A 24,468-nucleotide genomic window follows, 5' to 3' on the forward strand; every position below is an offset into this window, starting at 1 on the left:
ATGAACGGCGAAAACGACACTGCGGCGCGGCACTATGCCGGTTGCGCAGCAAACAATTCGTCGGTGTCCAGTTCCTGCGCGCTGCCGTGCGCGAGCCGAATCACGCGATCCGCACTGCGAATGGTTTCCGGCCGGTGCGCGATGATGATCCGCGTGATGTTCATCGCCCGTACCGCATCGTTGATGAGCCGCTCGCGCTCGACGTCGAGATGGCTCGTCGCCTCGTCGAGCACCAGGATCGCCGGCTTGCGGTAGAACGCACGCGCGAGCAGCACGCGCTGACACTGGCCGCCCGACAGCGACGAGCCCATATCGCCGACGAGGCTCTGGTATCCCATCGGCATCGCGACGATGTCGTCGTGGATCTGCGCGAGCCGCGCGGCCTCTTCGATGCGCGCCTGGTCCGGCTGCGGATCGAAGAAGCAGATGTTGTCCGCGATCGAGCCGGCGAACAGGATGTCGTCCTGCATCACGCAGCCGATCAGCTCGCGATACTGATGCAGCCCGAGCTTGCGGATGTCGACGCCGTCGACCATCACGCTGCCCTGTTCCGGCGTCAGCAGGCCGAGCAGCAGCTTTGCCATCGTCGTCTTGCCCTGGCCAGACGGTCCGACCAGCGCGACCGATTCGCCCGGCGCGACCGAGAACGAGCAGTGTTCGAGCACCCACGGCTCGGTTTCCGCGTAACGGAAGCTCACGCCCGACACCTCGATTGCGGGCGCCGCATCGCGGCTCGCGGACGCCGCATCGCGGGTGACCTTCGCCTCCATGTCGGCCTCGGCGTCGGTCAGCACGATGTCGGCAAGGCGCTCGCCATGCAGGCGCAGCATGCGGAAATCGATGATCGTGCCGATCAGGCCCGCGCCGCGCGCCATGAACTGGTCGGCGAAGCTGACGAACGCGACCAGCATCCCCGACGAGAACTGCCCGTCGAGCACCTGCTTGGCGGCGAGCCAGACCAGCACCACGCGGCCCGCGCCGGAAATCACACCCTGCAGCGTCGAGAAGCCGATCGACAGGCGCTGGATCGCGACGCTCTTGTTGGTGGTCTCGACGACCGCGTTCGCGTAGGTCGCGACGCGCGCTTCCTGCTTGTTCGCGAGCTTGATCGCCTGCACGCCACGGATCGATTCGAGCAGGTTCGACTGCGCGCGGGCGTCGTAGACGATCTGTTCCTCGTTCGCCTGCCGGAACGGACGGTACGCGACCCAGCGGATCACCCCGTACGTGGCGAACAATCCGAGCACGAGCCACGTCAGCGTCGGGCTGTAGATGAACAGCATCGCGAGCGTGACGATCGCCATCACGCCGTCGAGCAGCGCGCCGACGAACTGCGTGGTCAGCGTGCTCTGGATCGTGCCGATCGCGCCGAACCGCGACACCACGTCGCCGATGTGGCGCTGCTCGAAATACGTCATCGGCAGCTTGAACAGATGCGCGCAGACGTTCGCCGTCCACTGCACGCCGAGCAGGCTCGAGAACCACGTGACCACCCACGAGCGCAGCGCCGACACCGCGTTCTGGAACAACACGACGAGCAGGAAGCCGATGCCGAGCAGGGTGAGCAGGTCGGCGTCGGCCGACACCAGCACCTGGTCCATCACCCACTGCATGTAGAACGGCGTGACGATGCCGAACACCTCCAGCGCCGCCGACAGCAGCAGCACCTGCGCCAGCGTCGCGCGAATGCCGGTCACGCTGCCGATCAGTTTCGTCATCGAGATCGACTCGCGTGCCTGGGCACGCGCGAACGACGGCGACGGCATCAACTCCAGCGCGACCCCGGTGAAGTGATCCGAGACCTCGTCGAGCGGGACCTCGCGGACGCCGCGCGCCGGATCGTGGATCGTGATCTTGCCGCGCGACACCGACTTGAGCACCACGAAGTGGTTCATGTCCCAATGCAGGATGCACGGGCGGCGCAGCTTGCCCAGTTCGTCCAGTTCGAGGCGCAGCGCACGCGACACGAGGCCGAGCCGATGCGCCATCAGCATCACGTCGCCGAGCGTCGCGCCCTTCAGCGACGGCGGAAAGCGGCGGCGCAGGCTGACCAGGTCGATGTCGTGGCCAAAATAGCTTGCGACCATCCCGACGCAGGCGAGCCCGCATTCGGCCGCCTGGGTCTGCAGCATGTTCGGCAGGCGGCGGCGCCAGCCGAACTGCAGGGCATCCATCCATTTCATCGTTCAATCCGCTCCGTAACGAATACGTCTATGTGCATGGCCAGGGCATTGCCCGACATCAGGAGGAAGCCCGTCGGCCGAGCGCGTACAGCGGCTCGAGCACCCACTCGATCAGCCGGCGCTTGTCGATCAGCACGTCGGCCTCCAGCGCCATGCCCGGGCGCAATTGCTCGCGCTTGCCGTATGCATCGATGTCCTGACGGTCGAGCGTGACGACCACGCGGTAAAGCTGTTCCTGTACGTTGTTGCGGCCGGTGAGGTTCGCGACCTCCTGCGGCGACAGCGCGGTGCGCGACACCTCGGTCACACGCCCGAACTGCTGGCCGAATTTCTGGAACGGGTAGGCCTCGTAGCGCAGCACGACACGCGCGCCGGGCCGCACGAAGCCGATCGCCCGGCTCGGCACCATCAGTTGCGCTTCCAGTTGCGCGCCCTGAGGCAGCAGCGACACGACCGACTGACCGGCGTTGACGATCTGCCCGGGCTTCGCGAGCAGCGCCGCGACGACGCTTGCCCGCGGCGCGCGCAGAATCACCGCGCGGCGCGCCTCGTTCTCCGCGAGCGACTGGTCGACCTCGGCGAGCTTGCGCTCGATGTCGTTCTGCTGATTGCGCGTGTTGAGCGGCAGTTCGCGAAGCTGCTGGCGAACCTGGCCGAGCTGCTGCGTGACGTCGAGCCGCTGGCGCGCGAGATCCTGCAGCATCGAGCGGGCATCGAGCAGCACGCCTTCCTGCTGTTCGACCTGCGTGTTCGACGCATAGCCTTGCTCGCGCATCGACCGCAGCTTGTCGAGCTGACGCTCCGCGAGTTCGACCTGCCGCGTCCGCTGGTTCTTTTGCAGCGCGATCTGTGCAAGCTGGTCGTCGAGCGCTGCCGCGCGCGCCAGCAGGCCGCGCTTTGCCTCGCCGCTCAGTTGCGCCTGGCTCGCGAGATCGGTCTCGAGCCGCGAGCGCTGGAACTTCAGCTGCTGGCCGACCATCTCGCGGGTGCCGCCGAGCTGGGTCGCCACTTCGGCCGACACCGCCATCAGCTCGTCGCCGGCCGCGATCGCCTGACCCTCGCGCACCCGCAAGTCGATCACGGTGCCCATCAGCGGCGGCGCCACCGACAGCAGCCCCTTCGCGGGCAGCAGCTGGCCCTCGACGCGCTCGCGTTTCGTATACGTGCCGAACACGAGAAACACGACAATCGACAGCGTCAGCGCGGTCGCGATGCCGATCATCAGCCAGCGCCACGGAGGCGAATAGAGGCTGACGGTACCCATCAGCTTGTGCTTGGTCGCGTCGAGCGCTTCCTGCCGAAACAGTGAATCAGTCATGAACCGCTACCGAAAAAACGGATTAAATGGACGACGCGGCGCGATCGAGCGCCGGGCGGACGGACGGATGGCATGCGATGCCGGCCAGGTCTGCATCGCCGAGCGTGCCGAGCGCGGCGGACAACTGCAGCCGCGCGCGCAGAAAGCCGTAGCGCGCGTCGGCCAGATCCCGGATCGCCTCGAAATAGCGTTGCTGCGCATTGAGCTCGTCGATCCGCGTGCGCAGCCCGACCTCGCGCCCCAGACGCGTCGACTTCACCTTGCTGTCCGCCGATGCGAGCGCGCGTTCCTGCGCGCGCATCAGCGCAACGCCGTTGGTGATGCCGAGATAGGCGGAGCGCGCGCGCTCGCGGGCCTTGCGGCGCGCATCCTCGAGCGCGTCGAGGGACTGGTCGCGGCGCCGGTACGCTTCGCGCGCCGTCGACAGGTTGCGGCCGCCCGCGAACAGCGGAATCGTGACCGTGACGCCGATCGTCGACGAGCGCGTCTTCGAGGTCGTGCCGAATATCTCGTCCAGGCCGTTCTCGTTCGAGCCGCGGCTCCAGTTCGTGCCGTAGCTCGCCTGAAGGTTGACGACGGGCAGGCTCGCCCCCCGCGCGCCGACGATGTCGGCCTTGCTCTGGTCGAGCAGCTTCTCGGCGATCCGCACGTCGGGGTTCTGGCTCGCGGCTTCGTCCATCGCGGCCTGCAACCCCAGCGGCGCGGCCAGCGGCACGCACTGCCAGGCAATCGGCGCGAGATCGTTGCCGGGCAGGCCGGTCAGGCGGCGGAACGTGCCGCGTGCGATTTCGAGATCGTTCTGCGCGGAGATCTTGCGAGCGAGCGCGTCGTCGAGATTCGCCTGCGCCTCGTCGACGTCGGTGCGGGTGCCGTCGCCGATCCGCAGCGCGGCCTGAGCCTGGTCGAGCTGTTTCTGGAATGCCTGCTCGGCGGCCTCGGCGGCCTGCAGCGCTTCGTGTGCGAACAGCACGCTGAAATACGCGTCGGAGACTTCCGTGACGAGGGTTTGCCGGGCTTTTTCGTACTCGGCGTCCGCCTGTTCGGCGAGCGCGCCGCCGCGCTTGAAATCGGCGATCCGGGTGACGTCGAACAGCGGCTGCGTGATGCTCGCGGTCGCGCTGTGGCGACGCACGGCGGCCGCATACGGCGCGCTGGGCTGATCCTGTCTGGTGTAGTCGCCATCGATCTGGGCGCGCGGCAGCAGGCCGGCGAGCCCCTGCCAACGCTTCTCGCGGCCCGCGAGTTGCGCGTGGCGCGCCGCGGAGATGCCGGCGTCGAAGCCCCACGCCGCGTTGACCGCGTCGAGCAAGTCGGCCGCGTGCGCCGGCACGGCGGCGAGCCAGCCAAGGGCAATAATCAGCCTGAGAGGTCGTAATGAGATCATGGGCGTGGCCGCACGGTAGCCGCCATGCGGCACGTGCGTGAGCTGCTAATCGTTAATGAATGTGTCGATTATTCAGCAGCGCACAACGGCTCAATATCGCCGTTCGTCCAGATTTGACCCGGCAAATCTTTAGATTTGTTTAGATATTTCCCAGCGGATCGCCAGATTTTTTCAGAACTGTTTTGATTATTTCTGTCGCTCGCGTGGAAAAGCAGGACGGACGTCAGCGCCAGCCGGCCGCGACCCGCCCCATCGCATCGAGCCCCATGTCGAACAGGTGCGACACGAACGGCACGAGGTTCGGGATCATCAGTTGCACGAGCAACAGGCCGACCAGCATCGTCACCGGAAAGCCGACCTGGAACACGCCGATCTGCGGCGCCGCGCGGTTCAGGATGCCGAGCGCGAGGTTCGCGATCAGGAGCGCCGCGACCACCGGCAGCGCGAGCAGCAGCCCCATCTCGACCACGGTCGCGCCGAACGCGGCGAGCGTGCGCCAGCCGGGCGCGTGCAGCAGTTCGCCCGACACCGGCAGCGACTGGAACGACGCGGCGAGCGCCGCGAACACCTGCAGGTGGCCGTCCATCGCGAGGAACGCGAGCATCGCGACCGCGTTCAGGAACCGGCCCATCACGGGCGTCGCGCCGCTCGTGTGCGGATCGAAGAAGGTCGCGAAGCCGAGGCCCATCGACAGCCCGATGAAGTCGCCGGCCGCTTCCACGGCCGCGAACACGATCTGCATCGTGAAGCCCATCGCGACGCCGATCAGGAATTGCGTGACGAGGATCCAGATTCCTGGTGCGGAGAACACGGTGACGTCCGGCATCGCGCCGAGCGTCGGCGCGACGACCAGCGCCATGAACGCGGCCAGGCCGATCTTCGCGCGCACCGGCACCGCCGCGTGGCCGACGACGGGCGCCGTCGCGACGAGCGCGAGCATCCGCACGAACGGCCACAGAAACGCCGTGAGCCAGCCGTTGAGCTGCGCGTAGGTGACCGAGAACATCGCGGGGGAAGGGGGGCCGGGCGCGCGGCTCAGCCGGCGCCGAGCGTCGCGACGTGCAGCAGCGTCTGCCGCAGGTAGTCGAGCATCGTCGTCAGCATCCACGGGCCGGCGATCACGAGCGTCGCGGCGACCGCGAGCAGCTTCGGGATGAACGACAGCGTCGCTTCGTTGATCTGCGTCGCGGCCTGGAACAGGCTCACGACGAGGCCGACCGCGAGCGCGACCAGCAGCAGCGGGGCCGCGAGCAGCAGGCCGACCATCATCGCCTGGTGCGCCAGCGTCATCACTTGTTCGGGCGTCATCGCGCGTGTTCCTCCGCTTAACTGAAGCTCTGCGCGAGCGAGCCGATCAGCAGCTGCCAGCCGTCGACCAGCACGAACAGCATCAGCTTGAACGGCAGCGACACGGTGGATGGCGACACCATCATCATCCCCATCGACATCAGCACGCTCGCGACGACCATGTCGATGATCAGGAACGGGATGAAGACGGTGAAGCCGATCTGGAAGCCGGTCTTCAGCTCGCTCGTGACGAACGCGGGCACCAGCAGCGACAGCGGCACGTCCTCCGGGCCCTGCATCGGCGCGGCCTTCGAGATCTTCGCGAACAGCGCGAGATCGGTCTCGCGGGTCTGCTTCAGCATGAAGGCCTTGAACGGCGCGACGCCGCGCTGCACGGCCTGCTCCATCGGCATCGAACCGTCGGAGAACGGCTTGTAGCCGTCGTTGTACGCGCGGTCGAGCACCGGCGACATCACGAAGAAGGTGAGGAACATCGCGAGGCCGACGAGCACTTGGTTCGGCGGCGTCGTCGCGGTGCCGAGCGCCTGGCGCAGCAGCGACAGCACGATGATGATGCGCGTGAAGCTCGTCATCATCAGCAGCATCGCCGGCAGGAACGACAGCATCGTGAGCAGCAGCATCGTCTGCACGCTCAGCGAATAGGTGGTGCCGCCGTGCGGGCCCGGGCTCGCGTTGAACGCGGGCAGGCCGTTCGCCTGCGCATACGCGAGCGCCGGAGCGAGACAGAGGATCAGCACGGGCGCGACGCGCGCCGCGCGACGCAGGAAGGCGTGTTTCATCGGAATGCGGAGACGGAAAGAGGACGCGGCGCCATGTCAGCGGTCCTTGCCGCGACCGAGGCGCTTCGCGGCTTCGCCGGCGAGCGCGTCGCGAAACCGCGCGCCGAATGTGCCGGGCAGCGCGGTGTCGGACGAAGCACCGCCGGCGGATGCGTCGGGCGCGGCCGGACCCGCCGCTGCGGTGGCGGCCGCCGCCGAACCGGCCGGCAGCGTATGCAGCAGGCGCACGTTGCCCGGCGCGACGCCGAGCACGAGCCAGGTGTCGCCGATCTCGACGATCGTCGCGCTTTCCTTCGCGCCGAGCCCGACGCTCGACACGACCTTCAGCGGGCCGCCGCGCCGCGCGGGCTGGAAGCCGAAGCGGCGCGCGAGCCATGCGCACGCGAACACGAGGCCGATCACGACGGCGAGCCCGACGAGCGTCTGCAGCACCGCGCCGATGCCGAGCGACGGCGCGGCCGAGCCGACCGTCACGCTCGACGCGATCGTACCGGGGTGGTTCACCGCGTTCATGTCGGCGGCACCGGCCGGCGCGCACGCGAGCGACGCGGCAGCGGCGAGCGCCGCCGCCGCAATCGCACGGCACGCGCGATGGCCTGGCTGCAGAACCTTCACCGATTCAGCTTCCGGATGCGTTCGGCCGGCGTGATGATGTCGGTCAGGCGGATGCCGAACTTGTCGTTGACGACCACGACTTCGCCCTGCGCGATCAGGCAGCCGTTCACGAGCACGTCCATCGGCTCGCCGGCCATGCCGTCGAGCTCGACGACCGACCCCTGCGCGAGCTGCAGCAGGTTGCGGATCGCGATCTTCGTGCGGCCGAGCTCCACGGTCATCTTGACCGGGATGTCGAGGATCATCTCGATGTCGTTGTGCGTCGAGCTCGCCGCCGCCTTCGACAGCGGCTGGAACACGCCGGCGCCCGTCGCACCCGGCTGCACCGGCTGCTGGTTCTGCTCGGCGAGCGCGGCCGCCCAGTCGTCCATGCCCGGATCTTCCTCGACGGCGGCAGCGGGTGCCGCCTGCGCGGCCGCGGCCGATTCCGCGAGTGCCGCGTCGGCCATCGCCTGCATGTCGTCGTCGGGCGTCTGGTTCAGCTCACTCATATCCACCTTCCTTCATCGAATCGCTCGCGCCGATCATCTTCTGCACGCGCAACGCATATTGACCATTGAAAATTCCGTAGCCGCATTCCATCACCGGCACGCCGTCGACCTTCGCGGTGATCGTGTCCTCGATCTCCAGCGGCAGCACGTCGCCCGCGCGCAGGTTCAGGATCTGCTCGAACGTCGACGGGATCTCGGCGAGATTCGCGGTCAGCTCGACCTCGGCGGCCTGCACCTGCTGCGACAGCACGCGCACCCAGCGGCGGTCGACTTCGAGCGCCTCGCCCTGGATCGGCGAGCTCAGCACGTCGCGGATCGGCTCGATCATCGAGTACGGCATGCAGATGTGCAGCGTGCCGCCCGTCGGCCCGAACTCGATCGAGAACTGCGTGACGATCACGATCTCGTTCGGCGTCGCGACGTTCGCGAACTGCGTGTGCATCTCCGAGCGCACGAATTCGAACTGCAGCGGCCGCACGCTCTTCCATGCGGCCGTGTAGTGCTCGAACACGAGGTTCAGCAGCTTGCCGATGATCCGCTGCTCGGTGGCCGTGAAGTCGCGGCCCTCGACGCGCGTGTGGAAGCGCCCGTCGCCGCCGAACAGGTTGTCGACGACGAAGAACACGAGGTTCGGGTCGAACACGAACAGCGACGTGCCGCGCAGCGGCTTCACGTGCACCAGGTTCAGGTTGGTCGGGATCGGCAGGTTGCGGGTGAATTCGCTGTACTTCTGCACCTTCACCTGGCTCACGGAGATTTCCGCCGTGCGCCGCATGAAGTTGAAGATGCCGATCCGCAACAGGCGCGCGAAGCGGTCGTTGATGATCTCGAGGCCGGGCATCCGGCCGCGGACGATCCGCTCCTGCGTCGCGATGTTGTAGGGGCGGATGCCCGACGTGTCGCGCTGCTCGTCGACCGCATCGGTTTCGCCCGTGACGCCCTTGAGGAGGGCATCGACCTCCTCCTGGGACATGAACTCCTGGTGACCCATACGCGCTCCTTTCGCGGCCGCGTTACTGGACGACGAATTCGGTGAACAGCACTTCGTCGACCTTCGCGCGCTGGTTACCCGGCTGCGTCGGCTGCTCGATCAGCTCCCGCAACTCCGTCGCGAGCGAACGTTTGCCGTCCGGCGACGCGAGCTCCTCGGGATGCTTGTTCGACAGCGCGAGCAGGATCCGGCTGCGGATTTCCGGCATCCGCGCGGTCAGTTGCTCCTGCGCCTTCGGGTCGGTGAGCTTCAGCGACAGGCCGACGCGCAGGTAGTGCTGCGCGCCGTCGTCGGACTGCAGGTTCACGGTCAGCGGGTCGAGCGGGAAGAACACCGGCGCGGCAAGCGGCGCCGCCTCGGCGGGCGCGCTCGCATGGCCGACGCCTGCCTTGCTCAGGAACACGTACATGCCGCCGGCGGCGGCGGCAGCCGCGCCCAGCGCGATGACGGCGATGAGCGCGATGCGCTTGAACTTGCCGGACGAAGCCGGCTTGTCGGCGGTCGGGGTTGCAGTCGTGGCCATGTGAATGCGTGCGTGATGTCTCGTAGCATGCATTGTTCGGCATCCGGGCCGCGGCCGATGGGCGGAAAAGAGGGGGGAATTGCGGCTATCTCAGCCGATTGTCGGCCGGCTGTCGGCGCGATGCAGGGCACGCACGGCGGGGAAACGATCACGCGGGACGGAGCGGCGTGCGGCCGGCGGGAACCGGGCCGTCAGGCAAGGAGCGCGGCAGGGCGGCCAGCGGCGCTTGCCCGCGCATCCGTCGTCAGATCGGCAGCAGCGTGAGCAGCGGCGCGATCAGCACCATCGCGACGCCCGCGATCATCATCGTCAGGCTCGACACGACGCCTTCCTCGCTGCCGATCTCGCGCGCCTTCGCGGTGCCTACGCCATGGGCGGCCGCGCCGAACAGCGCGCCGCGCGCGAGCCGCGTGCGCATCGGCACGAGCGCGAGCACGAGCTCGCCGAGCAGCATCCCGCAGATGCCGGTCGCGATCACGAAGAGGGCCGTGAGATCCTTCGGCGCGTGGATCTTGTCCGACACGGCGAGCGCGAACGGCGTCGACACCGAGCGCGTCATCAGCGAGCGCTGCAGCTCGGGCGACAGGTGCAGCAGCTTCGCGAGCAGCAGCGATCCGCATACGCCCGCGGCAATCCCGACCGCGACGCCGACCGACAGCGACAGCCAGTGGCGGCGGATCAGGTCACGATAGTCGTAGATCGGCACCGCGAACGCGATCGTCGCCGGGCCGAGCAGCCACATCAGCCAGCGCGTGTCGCGGAAATAGACCGAATACGGGATGCCGGTCAGCAGCACGAGCAGCACCAGCACGCCCGGCACGAACACGAGCGGCGAGAACAGCAGCGTCTTCCTGTACGCGTAGAGCCGCTTCGACGCGAAATACAGCACGATCGTCAGCACGAAGCAGCCGACGGAGATCGCGGTATTCACGCGATCGGCGGGCAGGTTCGATAGCGCGGCGAGCATCGCAGACTCCGGCTCAGTGAGCGACGGCGCTCAGGCGCGCGCGGCGGCGCTCGGCGAACACGCGCTGCACGGCGAGCCGGCGTTCGAGTTTCGCGGCGAGATCGACCGCGACGGCCACCGCGACCATCACGAACGCGGTGCCGGCGAGCATCACCAGCGCGATGCGCCAGCCGTCCTCGCGGAACAGCCCGCCGTACTGCACGGCCGCGACGGCGGCCGGCACGAAGAACAGCAACATGTCGGACAGCAGCCAGTTCGCGCCGTCCTTCACCCACGCCGGCGCGACGCGGCCCGAGAACAGCAGCACGAGGAGCACCGCGAGGCCGATCACGCCGGACGGGATCGGCAGCCCGACCTTGCGCACGGCCCAGTCGACCGCCATCCACAGCACGCCGAGCGCGGCGGCCTGCAGCACGATCCGGCCCGTGTGCGCGAGGCTGCCCGAAGCGGCGGGGCGGGCGGCAGCGGTGGCGGTCGGCTTGTTCATGGCGGGCTCCCTACGGACGTTTCTGTCAATGACGTCAGTATAGGGTTTCCCCTAACCATAAATAAAATGACTTGTCTCTATCCTTATCATTCCAATTCGGAATTCGCTTGCATTCAGTTGCACCAATCTGGGGAGTAATCGATGGAATTGCGCGCGCTGCGGTACTTCGTCGAGGTGGTTCGCCAGCAGAGCTTCACCGCGGCGGCCGACAAGCTGTTCGTCACGCAGCCGACCATCAGCAAGATGGTGAAGGCGCTGGAGGACGAGATCGGTTCGCCGCTGCTGCTGCGCGACGGCCGGCAGATGGTGCTGACCGACGCCGGGCGGATCGTGTTCCAGCGTGGCCAGGACGTGCTCGCCGCGCAGGCGCAGCTGCAGTCGGAGCTGAACGATCTCGGCACGCTCGGCCGCGGCGAGCTGACGATCGGCATCCCGCCGCTCGGCGGCTCGCTGTTCACGCCGATCATCGCCGCATACAAGCAGCGCTACCCGAACATCGAGCTGAAGCTGTTCGAGCAGGGCGCGCGGATGATCGAGGCCGCGCTCACGTCGGGCGAGCTCGAGCTCGGCGGGCTGCTCGAGCCGGTCGATCCCGGCACGTTCGAGCGGCTGCCGATGGTGCGCGCGCCGCTATGGCTCGTCGCGCCGCGCGAGTCGCGCTGGGAGGACCACACGGCCGTGCCGCTCGCGGATCTCGCGCGCGAATCGTTCGTGTTCTACGCGGAAAGCCTTGCGCTGCACGACGCGGTGCTCGATGCGTGCCGGCAGGCCGGCTTCACGCCGTCGATCGTGAGCCGCAGCGGCCACTGGGATTTCATGGCCGCGCTCGTGCATGCGGGCGTCGGCATCGCGCTGCTGCCCGAGCCGTATTGCCGGCGGCTCGATGCGAGACAGTTCACGTGCCGGCCGATCGTCGAGCCGGAAATCACATGGGCGATCGCGCTCGGCTGGCTGAAGAAGGGCTACCTGTCGCACGCGGCGCGGGCGTGGCTCGACGTCGCTCGGGCGACGCTGCCGCTCGCGCCGGCCGACGATCTGGCGTTCGGGGGATTGCGGGCGCGGGACTGAGGGCGGGGCCGCCGGGCGATGAAGCGAACGGTGAAGCAAAAAGGGCGGCCGTGATGGCCGCCCGCCGGGGCCTCAATGCCCCATCGCCGGCCCCGCGCCCTTCTTCGGTTTCGTGATCCACACGAGCGCCGCGAGCGCGATGAACACGACCGCCGACAGATGGAAGAAGTCGTTGGTCGCCATCATGAAGCCCTGCTGCGTGACGAGCTGGTTCAGCTGCGCATTGGCCGTCTGCCCGACGATGCCGAGCTGCGCGAGCGCGCCCTGATAGTCGGTCGTGTTCTGCGCGTAGACGCTCACCGATTCCGACAGCCGCGCATGATGGTAGATCGCGTCGTTCTCCCAGAACGTCGAGCTCGCCGCGGTGCCGATCGCGCCGGACAGCGTGCGCAGGAAGTTCGACAGCCCCGACGCGCTCGCGAGCCGCTCGTCGGAGATGCTCGACAGCGTGATCGTCGTCATCGGCACGAAGAAGCACGCGACGCCGATCCCCTGCACGAGTCGCGGCAGGATCACGTGGTTGAACGGCACGTCGAGCGTGAAGGTCGCGTTCCACAGCGACACGCCCGCGAACACGATGAACGCGAAGCTCGCGACCATCCGCAGGTCGAGCCGGTGCATGTTGCGGCCGATCAGCGGCGACAGCACGAGCGCGAGCAGCCCGACCGGCGCGGTCGCGAGGCCCGCCTTGCCGGCCGTGTAGCCCATCACCGTCTGCAGCCACAGCGGGAAGATCACGACCGAGCCGAAGAACGCCATGAAGCCGAACGAGATGATCAGCGCGCCGAGCGCGAAGTTGCGGTCCTTGAAGAGCGACAGGTCGACCACCGGCTCCTTCTCGGTCGCCTCCCACACGAGCATGAACGCGAGCGACACGACCGCGATCAGCGCGAGCGCGACGATGAACGACGAGTTGAACCAGTCGCGGTCCTTGCCGAGGTCGAGCATCATCTGCAGGCACGACACGCCGATCACGAGCAGCGCGAGGCCGATCGCGTCGATCCGCTGCTTCGTCGTCTTCGTTTCGCGGCCGCGCAGCAGGAAGTACGCGCAGGTCGCCGAGAACACGCCGATCGGCAGGTTGATGTAGAAAATCCACGGCCACGTGTAGTTGTCGCTGATCCAGCCGCCCAGCAACGGGCCGAAGATCGGCGCGACGATCACCGTCATCGCCCATAGCCCGAGCGCGAGCCCGCGTTTCGCGGGCGGGTAGCTGCGCATCAGGATCGTCTGCGACAGCGGCACCATCGGCCCCGACACGAGGCCCTGCAGCAGCCGGAACGCGATCAGCGTCTCGAAGTTCGTCGCGAGGCCGCACAGCGCCGACGCGATCGTGAATGCGAGCACCGACAGCGTGAAGAGGCGCACTTCGCCGACCCGGCGCGCGAGCCAGCCGGTGAGCGGCACCGCGATCGCGGATGCGACCGAGTACGACGAAATCACCCACGTGCCTTCGCTCGTTGCAACACCGAGGCTGCCGGAGATGGTCGGCACCGCGACGTTCGCGATCGACGTGTCGAGCACTTCCATGAAGGTGCCGAGCGCGAGCCCGACGGTCAGCAGCGCGAGCGCGCCGCCGGTCAGCGGCGCCGGTTCGGCAGCGGGGGAGGGGGCGGATGCCGTGGTGGTGGACATCGGGATCTCCTAGACGCGGCGCGTGCGACGCGCCGGCACACCGCACGGACGCACGACGCAGCGCGGCCCGGCCGGGTGGCAGGTAAAAGGGAAAAAGCGGAGCGCGTGCCCGGTCATCTTCTGCCCAGACAGAGAAATAAGCGAATGCTTAACGTCGACATGGCGGCTCCGCGTGCATCAGCAGTCGGGTTCGTCGGGTTTCGGGCAGCCGGTCGAACCGGGCCCGTTGGCGATGAAGCGCTGCAGCAGGCCGGTGAGCGTCGCGAGTTCGTCGGCCGAGAAGCCTTCGAGCTGCGCGTTGAGCACGGTCGCGATCAACGACGGCAGCGCGCGGGCGGCTTCGATGCCGCGCTCGGTCAGCGTCAGCTCGATCATCCGGCGGTCCTGCTCGCTGCGCGTGCGCGCGATGAGCCCCTTGCGTTCGAGCCGGTCGAGCATGCGCGTCATCGATCCGCTGTCGTACGACATCTTGCGCGACAGCTCGAACGGCGTGCGCGCGTAGCCGCGCGCCAGCAGCAGGATCACGCCGATCTGCTGCGCGGTGAGATCGAGCGGCTCGAGCGCGCGATCCATCCGCTCGACGAGCGCCTGCTTCGCCTTCGACAGGTAGTAGCCGAGGCTCGTTTCCAGCGCGATGTTCTCGGGATCGTAGAGTCCGCCGGTCATACGATTGCGCGCGCAGCAATAGTGCGTTTCGGGTTAAAACGCGCCCAGTATCTTGAAAAATGATTGCTTAGTCAATATTATTTCAGTCAACCAGTTACGACGTGCATGTTGCACTGCCGGAGACTATGTTCTGACCGATTGGCCCGCGCTGCCGGGCACCCGAGGATGTTCGCGATGCTGTTTCTGAAAAATGCCGCCGGCGCGCTGCGCCGCAACCTGACCGATACCGCTCATCATGTGTTCTCCGGGCCGCACCGCGGCTGGAAGATCGCGCTGTACGTGACGATGCTGGTCGTGCCTGGCGGCTCGCTCGCGGCGCTCGGGTTCGCGTGGTTCGATCATCGCCGGCAACGCAACGCGAAGGACGGCGCCCGCCGCACGAGCCAGCCGGCCGCGACGGAGCCGTCGACATGGCGGGCCGCCGCCGAACCCGTCGCCGTGCCCGTGCGCTGCCACTGACGCGCAGCGCGTCCGCTCTCCGCACTATCCTGCCTGATCGCCGGCGCGTCGCGTGCGGCCGGTGCCGTACGCCGTTGCACGTCCGTTTTTCCGCAAGCCGGCCGTAATGGCCGGTAAACCGGCCGGCCGCGCCGGTAACACATTCCGGCTGCCGCGCACCGTACCCTTAGGGCTGCGCAGCTTTCCCGCCGTCAGTTACCATTTGTCCGCCAGCGGCATGACGACCGCATCGCGCGGCGCCGCTCGCCGGCCGTCACGTCCAGACAGGAAAACCACCATGCCGTACGCCTCCCTCCCGCGCGCCGTTCGCCCGCTGAGCGCCGCCGTCGCCATTGCGACGGCCGTGCTGCTCGCCGGCTGCGCCGTCGGGCCCGACTATCACCGACCCGACACGTCGATCCCCGCGGCCTTCAAGGAAGCGCCGGCCGGCTGGAAAGTCGCGCAACCCGCCGATCGCGCCGACCGCGGTGCGTGGTGGACGGTCTACAACGATCCGCAACTCGATGCGCTGATCGGCAAGCTCAACGCGTCGAACCAGACCATCGCGCAATCGGCGGCCGCCTACCGGCAGGCGCGCGCGCTCGTCGCCGAGGCGCGCGCCGCGTATTTTCCGACCGTCGGGCTGACCGCGTCGGGCTCGCGCGCACGCACGCCGCGCACGTCGCTGTCGTCAGGCTCTTCGTCGAGTTTCGGCAGCGGGTCGACCGGATCGATCAACAACAGCTACAGCGTCGGCCTCGACGCCAGCTGGGAACCCGACCTGTGGGGCAAGGTGAGCCGCACGGTCAGCGCGCAGCGCGCCGGCGAAGCGGCCGCCGCGGCCGATCTCGCGAATGCGCGGCTGTCGCAGCAGGCACTGCTCGCGCAGACCTATTTCCAGTTGCGTACGTCCGATGCGCTGCAAAAGCTGCTCGACGACACGGTCAAGTCGTACGAACGGTCGCTGCAGCTCACGCAGAACCAGTACGCGCAGGGCGTCGCCGCGCGCGCGGACGTGATCCAGGCGCAGACGCAGCTGCAGAGCGCGCAGGCCGCGCAGATCGACAACGGCGTCGCCCGCGCGCAGTACGAGCATGCGATCGCGACGTTGATCGGCGAGCCGGCGTCGACCTTCTCGCTGCCGCCGAGCCCGCTCGCGGCCGAGCCGCCGGTCACGCCGGTCGACGTGCCGTCCGCGATCCTCGAGCGCCGGCCCGACGTCGCGGCGGCCGAGCGCCGCGCGGCGGCCGCGAACGAGCAGATCGGCGTCGCGATCTCGGCGTTCTTCCCGACGCTCACGCTGTCGGCCAGCGGCGGCCTCCAGAGTTCGGTGTGGTCGCAACTGTTCACGCTGCCTGCGCGCTTCTGGACGGTCGGCCCGCAGCTCGCGGCCACGCTGTTCGACGCGGGGCTGCGCGCCGCGCAGACCGACGCCGCGCGCGCGACCTACGACCAGGACGTCGCCGCCTATCGCCTCGCGGTGCTCACCGCGTTCCAGGACGTCGAGGACAACCTCGCGTCGCAGCGCATCCTCGCGCAGGAAATCGACGTGCAGCGGCAGGCCGTCGACAGCGCCGAGCACGCGCTCGCGATCGTTACCAACCAGTACAAGGCCGGCACGGTCGCGTACCTGAACGTGCTGACCGCGCAAACCACCGCCTTCACCGCGCAGCAGAAGCTCGCGACGATCGCCGGGCAGCGGATGGAGTCGTCGGTCGGGCTCGTGAAGGCGCTCGGCGGCGGCTGGAACGTATCGGAGATGGCGCGCGAGAACGGCGACATGGCGGCGCCGGCGCCTTTGCCGGCGTCCGGTGCGGCCGCGCCCGCGGCTACCGCCCCGTCGGCCGCCGTGCCGCTCGCGCAGAAGTAGGCAGGGCAGCGGGCGCCGCGCGCGTTCAGCGCTGCGCGTCGCCGAAGATCAGCGAAACCTGGTTGTTGCCGATCGGGTGACCGAGCAGGTTCAGCAGCCCGGCGAGGTTCGCCTGCTGCTCGGGCGCCGCATGCGCGGTCCCGCGGAACGATCCCTGGCCGGGGCCGAAGCTGCCGTGCCCGTCGAGGAACAGCGGCCCCTGCGTCGTCGACAGGTCGAGATCGGCGCCCGCGCCCTTCGCCTGCAACACCGCGCGGTACGAACCGAGCGGCTTCACGCGCGACACGCGCGAACTCATCGAATCGATCGTCACCGTCAACTGGCCGAACGCGTTGCTGCCGATGAGCCGCCAGTCGGTCCAGCCGAGCCGCACGTCGCCCTGCAGGTCGAGCGTGTTGAACGGCGTGCCGAGCCCCGCGAGCAGCGACGCGGGCACCGCCATCGTGCCCGCGGACAGCACCGCGCCGCGCCACGTCGCATCGAGCGTGACCGCATCGGGCATCGCTTCGGTCTGCCGCATGCGCATCTGCACGCGCCCGGTCAGCAGCGGCCAGAAGCGCGTGGTCCATTCGACCCGGCCCGGCAACAGCGTCGCCGCGCTCTGGTCGGCGCCCGGCGCGAGCATCAGCGTGCCCGAGCCGTGCCACAGCGAGCCGTCCGGATCGACGAGATTCACGTGGCCGCCGGTCGCACGCGCGAACTGCGGCGCGATCCACGCGGCCGGCGCGAGCGCGACGAGCGTCACCGCCGTCGCCACGCCGCCTGCCAGCACCCACGGCAACACGGCGACGAGCCGTCTCGCCCACGGCCGCATCGGCCGGCCTTCGTTCGCGTCATCCACTGCCGTCATCTATTTCTGGACGGAAGGTTGCATCACGGCCGTCAGGTCGACCTGGCCGTCTTCCTTCAGCGCCGTCGCATGCGCCTCGCCGACCTGCACCTTGAACTGCCGCCGCGCATCGTCGAGCCACTGGGTCCATGCCGCGAACGACACGTTCTTCATCTGGATCTGCACGCCGTTGCCGACGATCTGCACCTGCGCGCCCTGCAACCCATGATCGGACAGCGACGCGCTCAATGCATCCTTCAGCGCGAGGCCGGTCGGCGCGACACCCTGCGCGGCGGCCGTGAGCGACTTCGCCTCGTTCGCCTGCGCGGTCATCTGCGCGAGTTCGCGACGCATCGTCGGCAGCTCGCGCTGGATCCGCGCGCGGCCTTCCTGCGCGGGCGACCACAGCACCGAATACGCGATCGCGACGGCCAGCACGGCGCCGCCCCAGCCGAGCAGCATCTTCTCGCGCGGCGAGCGCTCGCCCCAGAACTGGGCCAGCGTCTGGTTCAGTTGTTCGGTTTTCATGAGCGGCTCCGGATCGTCCATTTGCCCGTGTTGCTGTCGACTTCGCCGGACAGTCCGTTGCGCGCGAGGCGCTGCGTGAAATCGGGATCGACCTTGACCTCCGGCTTGAAGCCGACGTCGAGCCGCCGGTCGTGATAGTCGAGCGACGCGATGCCGTTCAGCGGCAGCGCGCCCATCGAGCGCGACAAGCCGCTCGACAGCGCGAGGAAATCGTTCGGCGACAGCTCGCCGGCAGCCAGCCGCAACTGGTCGAGCTGGCGCTGCATCTGCGCGGGCGGGTCGAGCACGGTGGTCGTCTTCGGGAATGCGGACAGCAGCGTCTCGGTGATCTGCGCGGACAGCGCATCGCGCTCGCGCGACAGCTTCCACCAGTGCAGGTTCATCCCGATCACCGCGACGCCGAGCGTCGCCGCGGCCAGCGCGATCGGCACGCGCAGGCGCTTGAGCGTCGCGCGGTCGAAGCGCCACGGCTGCGATTCGAATTCGAACTGGCACAGATCGAACGGCTCGGCGAGCGCCCGGCGCGCGAACGCGTCGAACGACAGCGGCGCGGCGCCCGGCAGCAGCGGGCCGTCGGTGCGGCCGACCGACGCGAGCCGCGGCTCCGCGCCCGGTTCGCCGAGTTCGTACAGCTCGATGTCGCCGCCGCCCGCGAGCGCGGCCAGCGTGCCGGCTTCGACGAGCACCGGTTCGACCGCCGCCGCGAGCCCGAGCACCGCGGCAACCGTCGCCGGGCGGGCCGGCGGCTCCGCGGCATCCGCCACGAGCGCGGCAGCATCGGCGGCTTCGCCGTCGGCCGGCACGGCGGACGGCACGCCGGCCGGCGCGCGCGGCGCCGGCAGGCAACGGGTCGCGGGCACCGCGCTCAGGTGCCGGTGGCCGGCCGCGGTGAACGCGTCGCAGATCGTGCGGAACCACGCGCGATCGACGACGGCCAGCACGCGGCGCCCGTCGGGCAGCGCGACCGGATCGAGCGCGATGTGGCAGCCGAGCGGATCCTGGATCAGCTGATCCTCGACGATGTTGGGCAGCGCCTGACGCAGCTTCGGCCCCTTCAGCGGCGGCACGGTCGCGGCCAGCAGCAACACGTCGCGCGCGGCGACGATCAGCACCGTCGCGTTCGCGCGCGGCAGCAGCGCGAGTGCGGCACGGCCCGCGCGCTGCACGTGGCCGGCCTTGTCGACGAGCATGAACGGCAGCTCGGGCCACTGCCATTCCTGCAACGGCACGGCAGGCTCGCGCGGCGGCAAAGAAACGATCAACGTGCTCACAAGAGCTCCTCTCCCGATTGGCGTCGTTATAGCTGGTCGCGGATGCGCACGACCCGCGTCGAGTGCGTGGTCGGATCACGATACACGAGCGAGGTGCGATCGACCTCCGCGCGTTCGTGCTGAATCCGGCCATGCACGATGAAATAGCTCGAATTGACGTCGACGAGGCTCGAGTCGATCGTCACGTTCGGCGGCGCGCCGGCGCCGCGCAGCGCGAGCTGCACGTCGCCGACGTTCCGGAAAAACACGGTCTCGCGGCGCGACACGAGCGCCTGCGCGGACGACACGCTCATCCCCGGCACCAGCGCCGCGATCACCTCGGCCGGCGCGGTATTCATGTTCACGGGTGTCGTGGTCGGCAGCACGGTGACGAACGGGCGCAGCCGCGCGACCATCTCGGGCGTCACGCCGTCGACGTCGAGCAGGTTGTCGACGCGCGTCATCATCAGCGGCGCGGGCCCGCGGTCGCCGCCGGCCATCCCGGGATCGTCGGTGAAGCCGCTGCCCTGCATGTCGCCGCTCGTCACCGGCGCGGTCGCGGCATTCGCGGCGGTTGCGCCGCCGCCCGGCAGGTTCGGCATCTGGAAGCGCGTCGCCGAATGCAGCAGGCCCGCGCGCACCTGCAGCGCGATGCGCTTCGCGAACGCGCTGTCGTAGCCGAGCGTCGTCAGCAGACGCTGGAACGCCTGCGTCTGCGTGACGTTCAGCTGCAGCACGCCGGGCGCCGGCGACGATACGAGGTTGCGCAGGTTGAACTTCGCCTGCGCATCCTCGATCGAGCCGGAAAGGTAGGTGTCGTCGCCGCCCGTTTCGTTGGGCGCGCCGATCCGGCCGAGGAAATCCGACAGCTTCGTCTTCGCGATCGGTACGCCCCAGATCCCGCCGAGATAGGTGATGCCGGGCGCCGTGTCGCCTTCGGAGCGCAGGATCATCCGGGTCCAGTCGAGCGCGCCGCGCGCGACCCACTGCGCCTGCGCGATCACGCGCTGGTTCTCGATGCGGCGGATCTGCACCTGCTGGCGCCACAGCATCCCCGACACGAGGATCGCCGACAGCGCGACGACGAGCAGCGCGGTGATGATCGCGGCGCCGCGCTGGCGGCGGGCAGGCATTCGGCGGGGCGGGCGCGCACGCATCGTCATTCCCCGACGAGGAAGATGCGCGTGACCGGCACGCGCAGCGACGTCGCGCCGATGCTCACCTGCAGCCCGGTCACCGCGCGCGCCGGCGGCGCGTTGCCGATCTGCGGCACCTTGAGCGCATCGTTGTTCTGCGCGAGCGCCTCGTCGGCCGTCTGCAGGTTGGTGGTCCAGCCCACGCGCGGCACGTACAGTTTCGCGTCGATCGCGCCGACACCGCTCATCAGCGCGACCCAGCTCCAGCCTTCGACGCTGCTGTCCTTCAGCAGGGCGCGCAGCCGGTTCGTGTCGTCGACCGGCGGCGACGCATAGCGCACGACGCGCCCGCCGGCGATCCGGTAGCGGACCACCTGCAGCCGCGGCGCGACGCCCGGCACGTCGAGTTCGCGCACGATCTGCAGCGTGTTGCCGGCAACGCCGATCGCCGGCTGGCCGGCTTCGTCGTCGGTCGCGGCGAGCCGCGCGTCGATGCGCATCTGGTCGAACATCTGCGCGAACACGCGTTCGTCTTCCATCGCGGCCGCGACCTTGTCGCGACCGCGCATGATCTGGTCGAGCCCGCGCCACGCGAGGATCGCGACCACCGCGAGGATCGCGATCGCGATCATCAGCTCGATCAGCGTGAAGCCGCGAGCGGGGCGGGGCGGGCGGGCGCGCGGGCGTCGCATCGGCGCGTCAGAGCGGACGGCTCGTTTCATTCGCGACCACCGTCACCATCTGCGCGAGCACGCCGGCGCGGCCGGGCATGCTCACCGAAATCCGGACGCGCCGGAACACCGGGTTCGGCGTGGTGCTCACGCGCTGCGTGCAGACGAGCTGCACGTTGCCTTGCGAACAGTCGAAACTCTGCTCGCCGACCTCCGGCCACGCATGCGTGAGCCGCAGCTGCGCGAGCGCGTTGTCGGCGCTCCAGCCGGCCAGCAGCCGGCGGTGCAGGTCGGACGCGTTGGTCGCCATCGTGCCGACCGCGCGGATCGACGCGGCGAGCGCGACCGCGATGATCGCGAGCGCGACCAGCACCTCGATCATCGTGAAGCCGCGGGACGAAGAAACGGAAGAGGGCAGGCGACGACGCATCGTCATTGCACCTCGTAGCGGCCGTTGCCGGTGCCGACGATCGTCGCGCTGCCGGCGGCCGAATGCAGCGTCACGCGCACCGGCGTGTCGATGCTCTCGGTGCCGAACACGACGCGGCTCGCGCGCGTGTCCGACCCCGGGTAATCGATGTCGGCGCCGGTGACGCCGCCGTCCCAGTCGCGCGGGCGCAGCACGTCGTCGCGCAGCGTGCGCCAGCCGTCGGGCGCGCTCACGTCGAAACGGAAACCGTGCGCGGTCGGCTGCCACGCGATCGGCCGCGCGCGCACCTGCGCCTCGTCGCCCGCCGTCTCGAACAGCAGCGCGATGCGCTGCGCTTCCTCGCGCAGGTCGGTACGCGGATTGCGCGTCAGCGACAGCGACGCGAGCGACACGAGCAGCCCCGCGATCACGAGCACGACCAGCATTTCGAGCAGCGTGAAGCCGCGTGCGCGGTGCCGCGCCGCACCGGGCTTCGTCAAGCCGCCATCGGCACCTGCCGGTACGAACGGCACCGCACCGCGACGCACACGGCAATCGCGGCCGCAGCGGGAAGTCGTGCGAATGGCGAGCATGAAGAACGGAAATGGAACGTCGGGGCGATCAGCGCCGGCTTACTGCCACGAACCGATGTCGGTATCGTTGCCTTCGCCGCCTTCCTTGCCGTCGGCGCCGTAGCTGAACACATCGATCTCGCCGTGCACGCCCGGGTTCAGGTACTTGTATCCGTTGCCCCACGGATCGTTCGGCAGGCGCTCGAGATAGCCGCCGTCCTTCCAGTTGTTCGGGATCGGATCGGTGGTCGGCTTCTGGATCAGCGCGTTCAGGCCCTGCTCCTGGGTCGGATAGCGGCCGTTGTCGAGCCGGTACAGCTTGAGCGCCTGCATGATCGTGCCGATGTCCTGCTTCGCGGCGATGCGGCGGGCCTCGTCCGGGCGGCTCATGATCTTCGGCACGATCAGCGCCGCCAGGATCCCGAGGATCGCGACCACCACCATGATCTCGATCAGCGTGAAACCGCGCTGACGACGCACGGCCGCGTTGCGGCGAGTGATCCACGTTTGCATGACTGACTACCTCTTTCCAAAAAATGTCGTCGATTGAGTGACGCACCCCGCGCGCCGGACGATTGCCTGACGGCAACCTTCCGGCGCCGCGGGCGCGGAGCACGCATTGTAAGGCGCGCATCGCCGAGGGCTTTCACTCAACGCAAATTTCATATACATCCGTACAATAGCGCGCATGAACGCGCTCTCGATCCGGATCCTTTCCCTCGCCCTCTTCGCGGGTTTGTGCGCGACGGCCACCTACTGGGTCGTCACGCTGTCGGCCCGCGAAGCGCCGCTGCCCGCCGCCGCCGCGCGGCCGCCGATCCGCACCGAGGACGCCGCCGCGCTCTTCGGCGGTCAGCTCGACAAGAATCCCGTCCAGGACATCCACCTGTTCGGCATTCTCGCGCTCGATCATGGCGGCGCCGCGATCGTCGGCATCGGCGGCGAACCGCCACGCGCCGTGTCGCTCGGCGCGGAGCTCACGCCGGGCGCGAAGCTCGCCGAAGTCCGCAGCCGCTCGATCGTCGTCGACCGCAACGGCGCGCGCGCCGAAGTCCAGCTCCCGGCGAACACGCCGTCTCCCGCGATCTACATGCGCTGATGGCGGCGGCCCGGCAAGCGGGCCGTCACGTCACTGCACCATGTTGTTCAGCTCGATGATCGGCAGCATCACGGCCAGCACGATCACGAGCACGATGCCGCCCATCGCGAGGATCAACAGCGGCTCCAGCAGGCTCGTCAGGAACATCGTGCGGCGCTCCAGCTCGCGCGCCTCGCCTTCGGCCGCACGATCCAGCATCGTCGTCACGTCGCCCGTCGCTTCGCCCGAACGGATCAGGTGCACGAGCACCGGCGGGAACGTCTTCACGTTGTTCAGCGCGCGCGACAGCGCGGAGCCTTCGCGCACGCGCACGATCGCGTCGTCGATGTTCGCGCGCATCGCGCGGTTCGACAGCGTCTCGCCGGCCGCCTGCAACGCGCGCAGGATCGGCACGCCGGCCGCGGTGAGGATGCCGAGCGTGCTCGCGAAACGCACCGTGTTGTAGCCGCGCACGAGCTTGCCCGCGAGCGGCGCGGTCAGCACCCAGCGATCGAACGCGAGCCTGGGCCCGGCGCGCGACAGCGTCGCCCTCACGAACCACACGACGAGCGCGACCGCGATCAGGATCGCCCACCACCAGTGCCGCACGAATTCCGACAGCGCCATCATCACGACCGTGAGGATCGGCAACTGCTGCTTGGTGCTCGCGAACACGTTGACGACCTGCGGCACGACGTAGCTCAGCAGGAACGTGACGATGCCGAACGCGATCAGCGTGACGATGCCCGGATACGTGAACGCCAGCAGGATCTTCTGCTTGAGCGCATTGCTCTGCTCGATGTAGTCGGCCAGGCGCGACAGCACGATGCCGAGCTTGCCGGTGTGCTCGCCCGCCGCGACCAGCGCGCGGTAGATCTCCGGGAAATCGCGCGGATGCTGGCCCAGCGCATTCGCGAGCGAATGGCCGCCGAGCACTTCGGCGCGGATCGCGGCCATCAGTTCGCGGATGTAGTCGCGCTCGGCCTGCTCGGTCAGCACGCCGAGCGCCTCGTCGAGCGGCAGCCCCGCGATCAGCAGGCTCGCGAGCTGGCGTGTGAGGATCGCCTGTTCGCGCTGCGACAGCTTGCGCCCGAACGCGAGCCGCTGCGAACGCGCACCGCGCGTCGCGCTCGCGGCCGGCTCGACGACGAGCGGCGTGAGCCCCTGCGTGCGCAACTGGCCGCGCGCGGCACGCGCGCTGTCGGCATCGATCACGCCTTTCTGCGCGCGTCCCGCCGCATCGATCGCTTCGAAACGGAATGCCGGCATCGC

27 protein-coding genes are annotated in these 24,468 nt (G+C 68.9%); 4 read left to right on the plus strand and 23 right to left on the minus strand.

The genetic code is table 11. From position 1 onward, the window contains the following. Nucleotides 1-32: 32 nt before the first annotated feature. The 12 genes from HWX62_RS25175 to HWX62_RS25230 all read right to left on the minus strand — a co-directional run bounded on the left by HWX62_RS25175 (nt 33) and on the right by HWX62_RS25230 (nt 11,046). Nucleotides 33-2,174 (minus strand): peptidase domain-containing ABC transporter, encoded by a 2,142-nt coding sequence (locus HWX62_RS25175; protein ID WP_244136093.1) that lies wholly within the window; start codon nt 2,172-2,174, stop codon nt 33-35. Between the two features lie 67 nt (nt 2,175-2,241). Next, the gene (locus HWX62_RS25180; protein ID WP_175931003.1) at nt 2,242-3,501 is read right to left on the minus strand and encodes an HlyD family efflux transporter periplasmic adaptor subunit; all 1,260 of its coding nucleotides are present in this window, start codon (nt 3,499-3,501) and stop codon (nt 2,242-2,244) included. A gap of 22 nt (nt 3,502-3,523) precedes the next feature. Continuing rightward, nucleotides 3,524-4,885 carry a TolC family outer membrane protein gene (locus tag HWX62_RS25185; protein ID WP_175931002.1) on the minus strand — a complete coding sequence of 454 codons (1,362 nt, stop codon included), beginning with the start codon at nt 4,883-4,885 and terminating at the stop codon, nt 3,524-3,526. A 223-nt stretch (nt 4,886-5,108) separates the two neighbouring features. Continuing rightward, entirely contained in the window at nt 5,109-5,891 is a 783-nt protein-coding gene (fliR, locus tag HWX62_RS25190; RefSeq protein ID WP_175931001.1) for a flagellar biosynthetic protein FliR, read from the minus strand. A gap of 29 nt (nt 5,892-5,920) precedes the next feature. Continuing rightward, nucleotides 5,921-6,193, minus strand: a complete 273-nt coding sequence (gene fliQ / locus HWX62_RS25195) for a flagellar biosynthesis protein FliQ (RefSeq protein ID WP_006401718.1) — start codon at nt 6,191-6,193, stop codon at nt 5,921-5,923. A gap of 17 nt (nt 6,194-6,210) precedes the next feature. Continuing rightward, a complete protein-coding gene (gene fliP, locus HWX62_RS25200) occupies nt 6,211-6,972 on the minus strand; it encodes a flagellar type III secretion system pore protein FliP (protein WP_175931000.1) in 762 nt (253 codons plus the stop codon). A 36-nt stretch (nt 6,973-7,008) separates the two neighbouring features. Next, nucleotides 7,009-7,587, minus strand: coding sequence for a flagellar biosynthetic protein FliO (gene fliO, locus HWX62_RS25205; RefSeq protein WP_175930999.1), 579 nt, complete (start codon nt 7,585-7,587; stop codon nt 7,009-7,011). Beyond that, nucleotides 7,584-8,078 (minus strand): flagellar motor switch protein FliN, encoded by a 495-nt coding sequence (gene fliN / locus HWX62_RS25210; RefSeq protein WP_175930998.1) that lies wholly within the window; start codon nt 8,076-8,078, stop codon nt 7,584-7,586. Before fliN ends, fliO begins: the two co-directional genes overlap by 4 nt. After that, nucleotides 8,071-9,069 (minus strand): flagellar motor switch protein FliM, encoded by a 999-nt coding sequence (gene fliM / locus HWX62_RS25215; RefSeq protein WP_175930997.1) that lies wholly within the window; start codon nt 9,067-9,069, stop codon nt 8,071-8,073. The genes fliN and fliM overlap by 8 nt, the downstream gene beginning before the upstream one ends. A 22-nt stretch (nt 9,070-9,091) precedes the next feature. After that, nucleotides 9,092-9,592, minus strand: a complete 501-nt coding sequence (gene fliL / locus HWX62_RS25220; RefSeq protein ID WP_175930996.1) for a flagellar basal body-associated protein FliL — start codon at nt 9,590-9,592, stop codon at nt 9,092-9,094. A 244-nt stretch (nt 9,593-9,836) separates the two neighbouring features. Further along, on the minus strand, nt 9,837-10,559 hold the full coding sequence (locus HWX62_RS25225) for an LrgB family protein (protein ID WP_175930995.1): 723 nt from the start codon (nt 10,557-10,559) through the stop codon (nt 9,837-9,839). A gap of 13 nt (nt 10,560-10,572) precedes the next feature. Beyond that, nucleotides 10,573-11,046, minus strand: a complete 474-nt coding sequence (locus HWX62_RS25230) for a CidA/LrgA family protein (protein WP_089466280.1) — start codon at nt 11,044-11,046, stop codon at nt 10,573-10,575. 141 nt (nt 11,047-11,187) lie between these two features. On the opposite strand from HWX62_RS25230, the gene HWX62_RS25235 reads away from it, so the two are divergent. Continuing rightward, complete coding sequence (locus HWX62_RS25235; RefSeq protein WP_175930994.1) at nt 11,188-12,114, plus strand: LysR family transcriptional regulator; 927 nt, start codon at nt 11,188-11,190, stop codon at nt 12,112-12,114. Between the two features lie 72 nt (nt 12,115-12,186). Here HWX62_RS25235 and HWX62_RS25240 read toward each other — a convergent pair whose 3' ends face one another. Next, the gene (locus HWX62_RS25240) at nt 12,187-13,749 is read right to left on the minus strand and encodes a DHA2 family efflux MFS transporter permease subunit (RefSeq protein ID WP_175930993.1); all 1,563 of its coding nucleotides are present in this window, start codon (nt 13,747-13,749) and stop codon (nt 12,187-12,189) included. A gap of 177 nt (nt 13,750-13,926) precedes the next feature. Continuing rightward, nucleotides 13,927-14,415, minus strand: coding sequence for a MarR family transcriptional regulator (locus tag HWX62_RS25245; protein ID WP_175930992.1), 489 nt, complete (start codon nt 14,413-14,415; stop codon nt 13,927-13,929). A 174-nt stretch (nt 14,416-14,589) separates the two neighbouring features. Between HWX62_RS25245 and HWX62_RS25250 the strand changes: the two genes are divergently transcribed. Continuing rightward, on the plus strand, nt 14,590-14,874 hold the full coding sequence (locus HWX62_RS25250; protein ID WP_175930991.1) for a multidrug ABC transporter ATPase: 285 nt from the start codon (nt 14,590-14,592) through the stop codon (nt 14,872-14,874). A gap of 277 nt (nt 14,875-15,151) precedes the next feature. After that, complete coding sequence (locus HWX62_RS25255) at nt 15,152-16,723, plus strand: efflux transporter outer membrane subunit (protein WP_175930990.1); 1,572 nt, start codon at nt 15,152-15,154, stop codon at nt 16,721-16,723. Between the two features lie 25 nt (nt 16,724-16,748). On the opposite strand, the gene HWX62_RS25260 is transcribed toward HWX62_RS25255, so the two are convergent. From HWX62_RS25260 to gspG, 8 genes are read right to left on the minus strand one after another with little or no spacing between them, the layout of a single operon-like run. Beyond that, nucleotides 16,749-17,537: a type II secretion system protein N gene (locus tag HWX62_RS25260; RefSeq protein WP_175931036.1), complete on the minus strand. Its 789-nt coding sequence runs from the start codon at nt 17,535-17,537 to the stop codon at nt 16,749-16,751. 36 nt (nt 17,538-17,573) lie between these two features. Further along, nucleotides 17,574-18,080 carry a type II secretion system protein M gene (locus tag HWX62_RS25265; RefSeq protein WP_175930989.1) on the minus strand — a complete coding sequence of 169 codons (507 nt, stop codon included), beginning with the start codon at nt 18,078-18,080 and terminating at the stop codon, nt 17,574-17,576. Then, entirely contained in the window at nt 18,077-19,351 is a 1,275-nt protein-coding gene (gene gspL / locus HWX62_RS25270; RefSeq protein ID WP_175985252.1) for a type II secretion system protein GspL, read from the minus strand. The genes HWX62_RS25265 and gspL overlap by 4 nt, the downstream gene beginning before the upstream one ends. A 26-nt stretch (nt 19,352-19,377) precedes the next feature. Then, a complete protein-coding gene (gene gspK / locus HWX62_RS25275) occupies nt 19,378-20,487 on the minus strand; it encodes a type II secretion system minor pseudopilin GspK (protein ID WP_175930987.1) in 1,110 nt (369 codons plus the stop codon). 2 nt (nt 20,488-20,489) lie between these two features. Then, nucleotides 20,490-21,158 carry a prepilin-type N-terminal cleavage/methylation domain-containing protein gene (locus tag HWX62_RS25280; protein ID WP_175930986.1) on the minus strand — a complete coding sequence of 223 codons (669 nt, stop codon included), beginning with the start codon at nt 21,156-21,158 and terminating at the stop codon, nt 20,490-20,492. 7 nt (nt 21,159-21,165) lie between these two features. Further along, nucleotides 21,166-21,567, minus strand: coding sequence for a type II secretion system minor pseudopilin GspI (gspI, locus tag HWX62_RS25285; RefSeq protein ID WP_175931035.1), 402 nt, complete (start codon nt 21,565-21,567; stop codon nt 21,166-21,168). A 2-nt stretch (nt 21,568-21,569) separates the two neighbouring features. After that, complete coding sequence (locus HWX62_RS25290) at nt 21,570-22,139, minus strand: GspH/FimT family pseudopilin (protein ID WP_175930985.1); 570 nt, start codon at nt 22,137-22,139, stop codon at nt 21,570-21,572. Nucleotides 22,140-22,178: 39 nt separating this feature from the next. Further along, on the minus strand, nt 22,179-22,631 hold the full coding sequence (gene gspG / locus HWX62_RS25295; protein WP_040142708.1) for a type II secretion system major pseudopilin GspG: 453 nt from the start codon (nt 22,629-22,631) through the stop codon (nt 22,179-22,181). 175 nt (nt 22,632-22,806) lie between these two features. On the opposite strand from gspG, the gene HWX62_RS25300 reads away from it, so the two are divergent. After that, nucleotides 22,807-23,217, plus strand: a complete 411-nt coding sequence (locus HWX62_RS25300) for a general secretion pathway protein GspC (RefSeq protein ID WP_175930984.1) — start codon at nt 22,807-22,809, stop codon at nt 23,215-23,217. Between the two features lie 30 nt (nt 23,218-23,247). Here HWX62_RS25300 and gspF read toward each other — a convergent pair whose 3' ends face one another. Next, the gene (gene gspF, locus HWX62_RS25305) at nt 23,248-24,465 is read right to left on the minus strand and encodes a type II secretion system inner membrane protein GspF (protein ID WP_175930983.1); all 1,218 of its coding nucleotides are present in this window, start codon (nt 24,463-24,465) and stop codon (nt 23,248-23,250) included. Nucleotides 24,466-24,468 lie beyond the last annotated feature (3 nt).

This window comes from Burkholderia sp. BCC0506, from assembly GCF_902833145.1.
In the GTDB taxonomy this organism is placed as follows: Bacteria; Pseudomonadota; Gammaproteobacteria; order Burkholderiales; family Burkholderiaceae; genus Burkholderia.

Coding starts and splice junctions, on each gene's coding strand:
- fliR (WP_175931001.1), bottom strand. CDS start 5,891: ATGTTCTCGGTCACCTACGCGCAGCTCAACGGCTGGCTCACGGCGTTT.
- HWX62_RS25230 (WP_089466280.1), bottom strand. CDS start 11,046: ATGAACAAGCCGACCGCCACCGCTGCCGCCCGCCCCGCCGCTTCGGGC.
- gspK (WP_175930987.1), bottom strand. CDS start 20,487: ATGCGTGCGCGCCCGCCCCGCCGAATGCCTGCCCGCCGCCAGCGCGGC.
- fliP (WP_175931000.1), bottom strand. CDS start 6,972: ATGAAACACGCCTTCCTGCGTCGCGCGGCGCGCGTCGCGCCCGTGCTG.
- HWX62_RS25255 (WP_175930990.1), top strand. CDS start 15,152: ATGCCGTACGCCTCCCTCCCGCGCGCCGTTCGCCCGCTGAGCGCCGCC.
- HWX62_RS25240 (WP_175930993.1), bottom strand. CDS start 13,749: ATGTCCACCACCACGGCATCCGCCCCCTCCCCCGCTGCCGAACCGGCG.
- HWX62_RS25300 (WP_175930984.1), top strand. CDS start 22,807: ATGAACGCGCTCTCGATCCGGATCCTTTCCCTCGCCCTCTTCGCGGGT.
- HWX62_RS25180 (WP_175931003.1), bottom strand. CDS start 3,501: ATGACTGATTCACTGTTTCGGCAGGAAGCGCTCGACGCGACCAAGCAC.
- gspI (WP_175931035.1), bottom strand. CDS start 21,567: ATGCGTCGTCGCCTGCCCTCTTCCGTTTCTTCGTCCCGCGGCTTCACG.
- HWX62_RS25265 (WP_175930989.1), bottom strand. CDS start 18,080: ATGAAAACCGAACAACTGAACCAGACGCTGGCCCAGTTCTGGGGCGAG.
- fliQ (WP_006401718.1), bottom strand. CDS start 6,193: ATGACGCCCGAACAAGTGATGACGCTGGCGCACCAGGCGATGATGGTC.
- gspF (WP_175930983.1), bottom strand. CDS start 24,465: ATGCCGGCATTCCGTTTCGAAGCGATCGATGCGGCGGGACGCGCGCAG.
- HWX62_RS25290 (WP_175930985.1), bottom strand. CDS start 22,139: ATGCTCGCCATTCGCACGACTTCCCGCTGCGGCCGCGATTGCCGTGTG.
- fliL (WP_175930996.1), bottom strand. CDS start 9,592: ATGGCCACGACTGCAACCCCGACCGCCGACAAGCCGGCTTCGTCCGGC.
- HWX62_RS25280 (WP_175930986.1), bottom strand. CDS start 21,158: ATGCGACGCCCGCGCGCCCGCCCGCCCCGCCCCGCTCGCGGCTTCACG.
- gspG (WP_040142708.1), bottom strand. CDS start 22,631: ATGCAAACGTGGATCACTCGCCGCAACGCGGCCGTGCGTCGTCAGCGC.
- fliN (WP_175930998.1), bottom strand. CDS start 8,078: ATGAGTGAGCTGAACCAGACGCCCGACGACGACATGCAGGCGATGGCC.
- HWX62_RS25185 (WP_175931002.1), bottom strand. CDS start 4,885: ATGATCTCATTACGACCTCTCAGGCTGATTATTGCCCTTGGCTGGCTC.
- HWX62_RS25175 (WP_244136093.1), bottom strand. CDS start 2,174: ATGGATGCCCTGCAGTTCGGCTGGCGCCGCCGCCTGCCGAACATGCTG.
- HWX62_RS25235 (WP_175930994.1), top strand. CDS start 11,188: ATGGAATTGCGCGCGCTGCGGTACTTCGTCGAGGTGGTTCGCCAGCAG.
- HWX62_RS25245 (WP_175930992.1), bottom strand. CDS start 14,415: ATGACCGGCGGACTCTACGATCCCGAGAACATCGCGCTGGAAACGAGC.
- HWX62_RS25250 (WP_175930991.1), top strand. CDS start 14,590: ATGCTGTTTCTGAAAAATGCCGCCGGCGCGCTGCGCCGCAACCTGACC.
- fliM (WP_175930997.1), bottom strand. CDS start 9,069: ATGGGTCACCAGGAGTTCATGTCCCAGGAGGAGGTCGATGCCCTCCTC.
- HWX62_RS25260 (WP_175931036.1), bottom strand. CDS start 17,537: ATGCGGCCGTGGGCGAGACGGCTCGTCGCCGTGTTGCCGTGGGTGCTG.
- HWX62_RS25225 (WP_175930995.1), bottom strand. CDS start 10,559: ATGCTCGCCGCGCTATCGAACCTGCCCGCCGATCGCGTGAATACCGCG.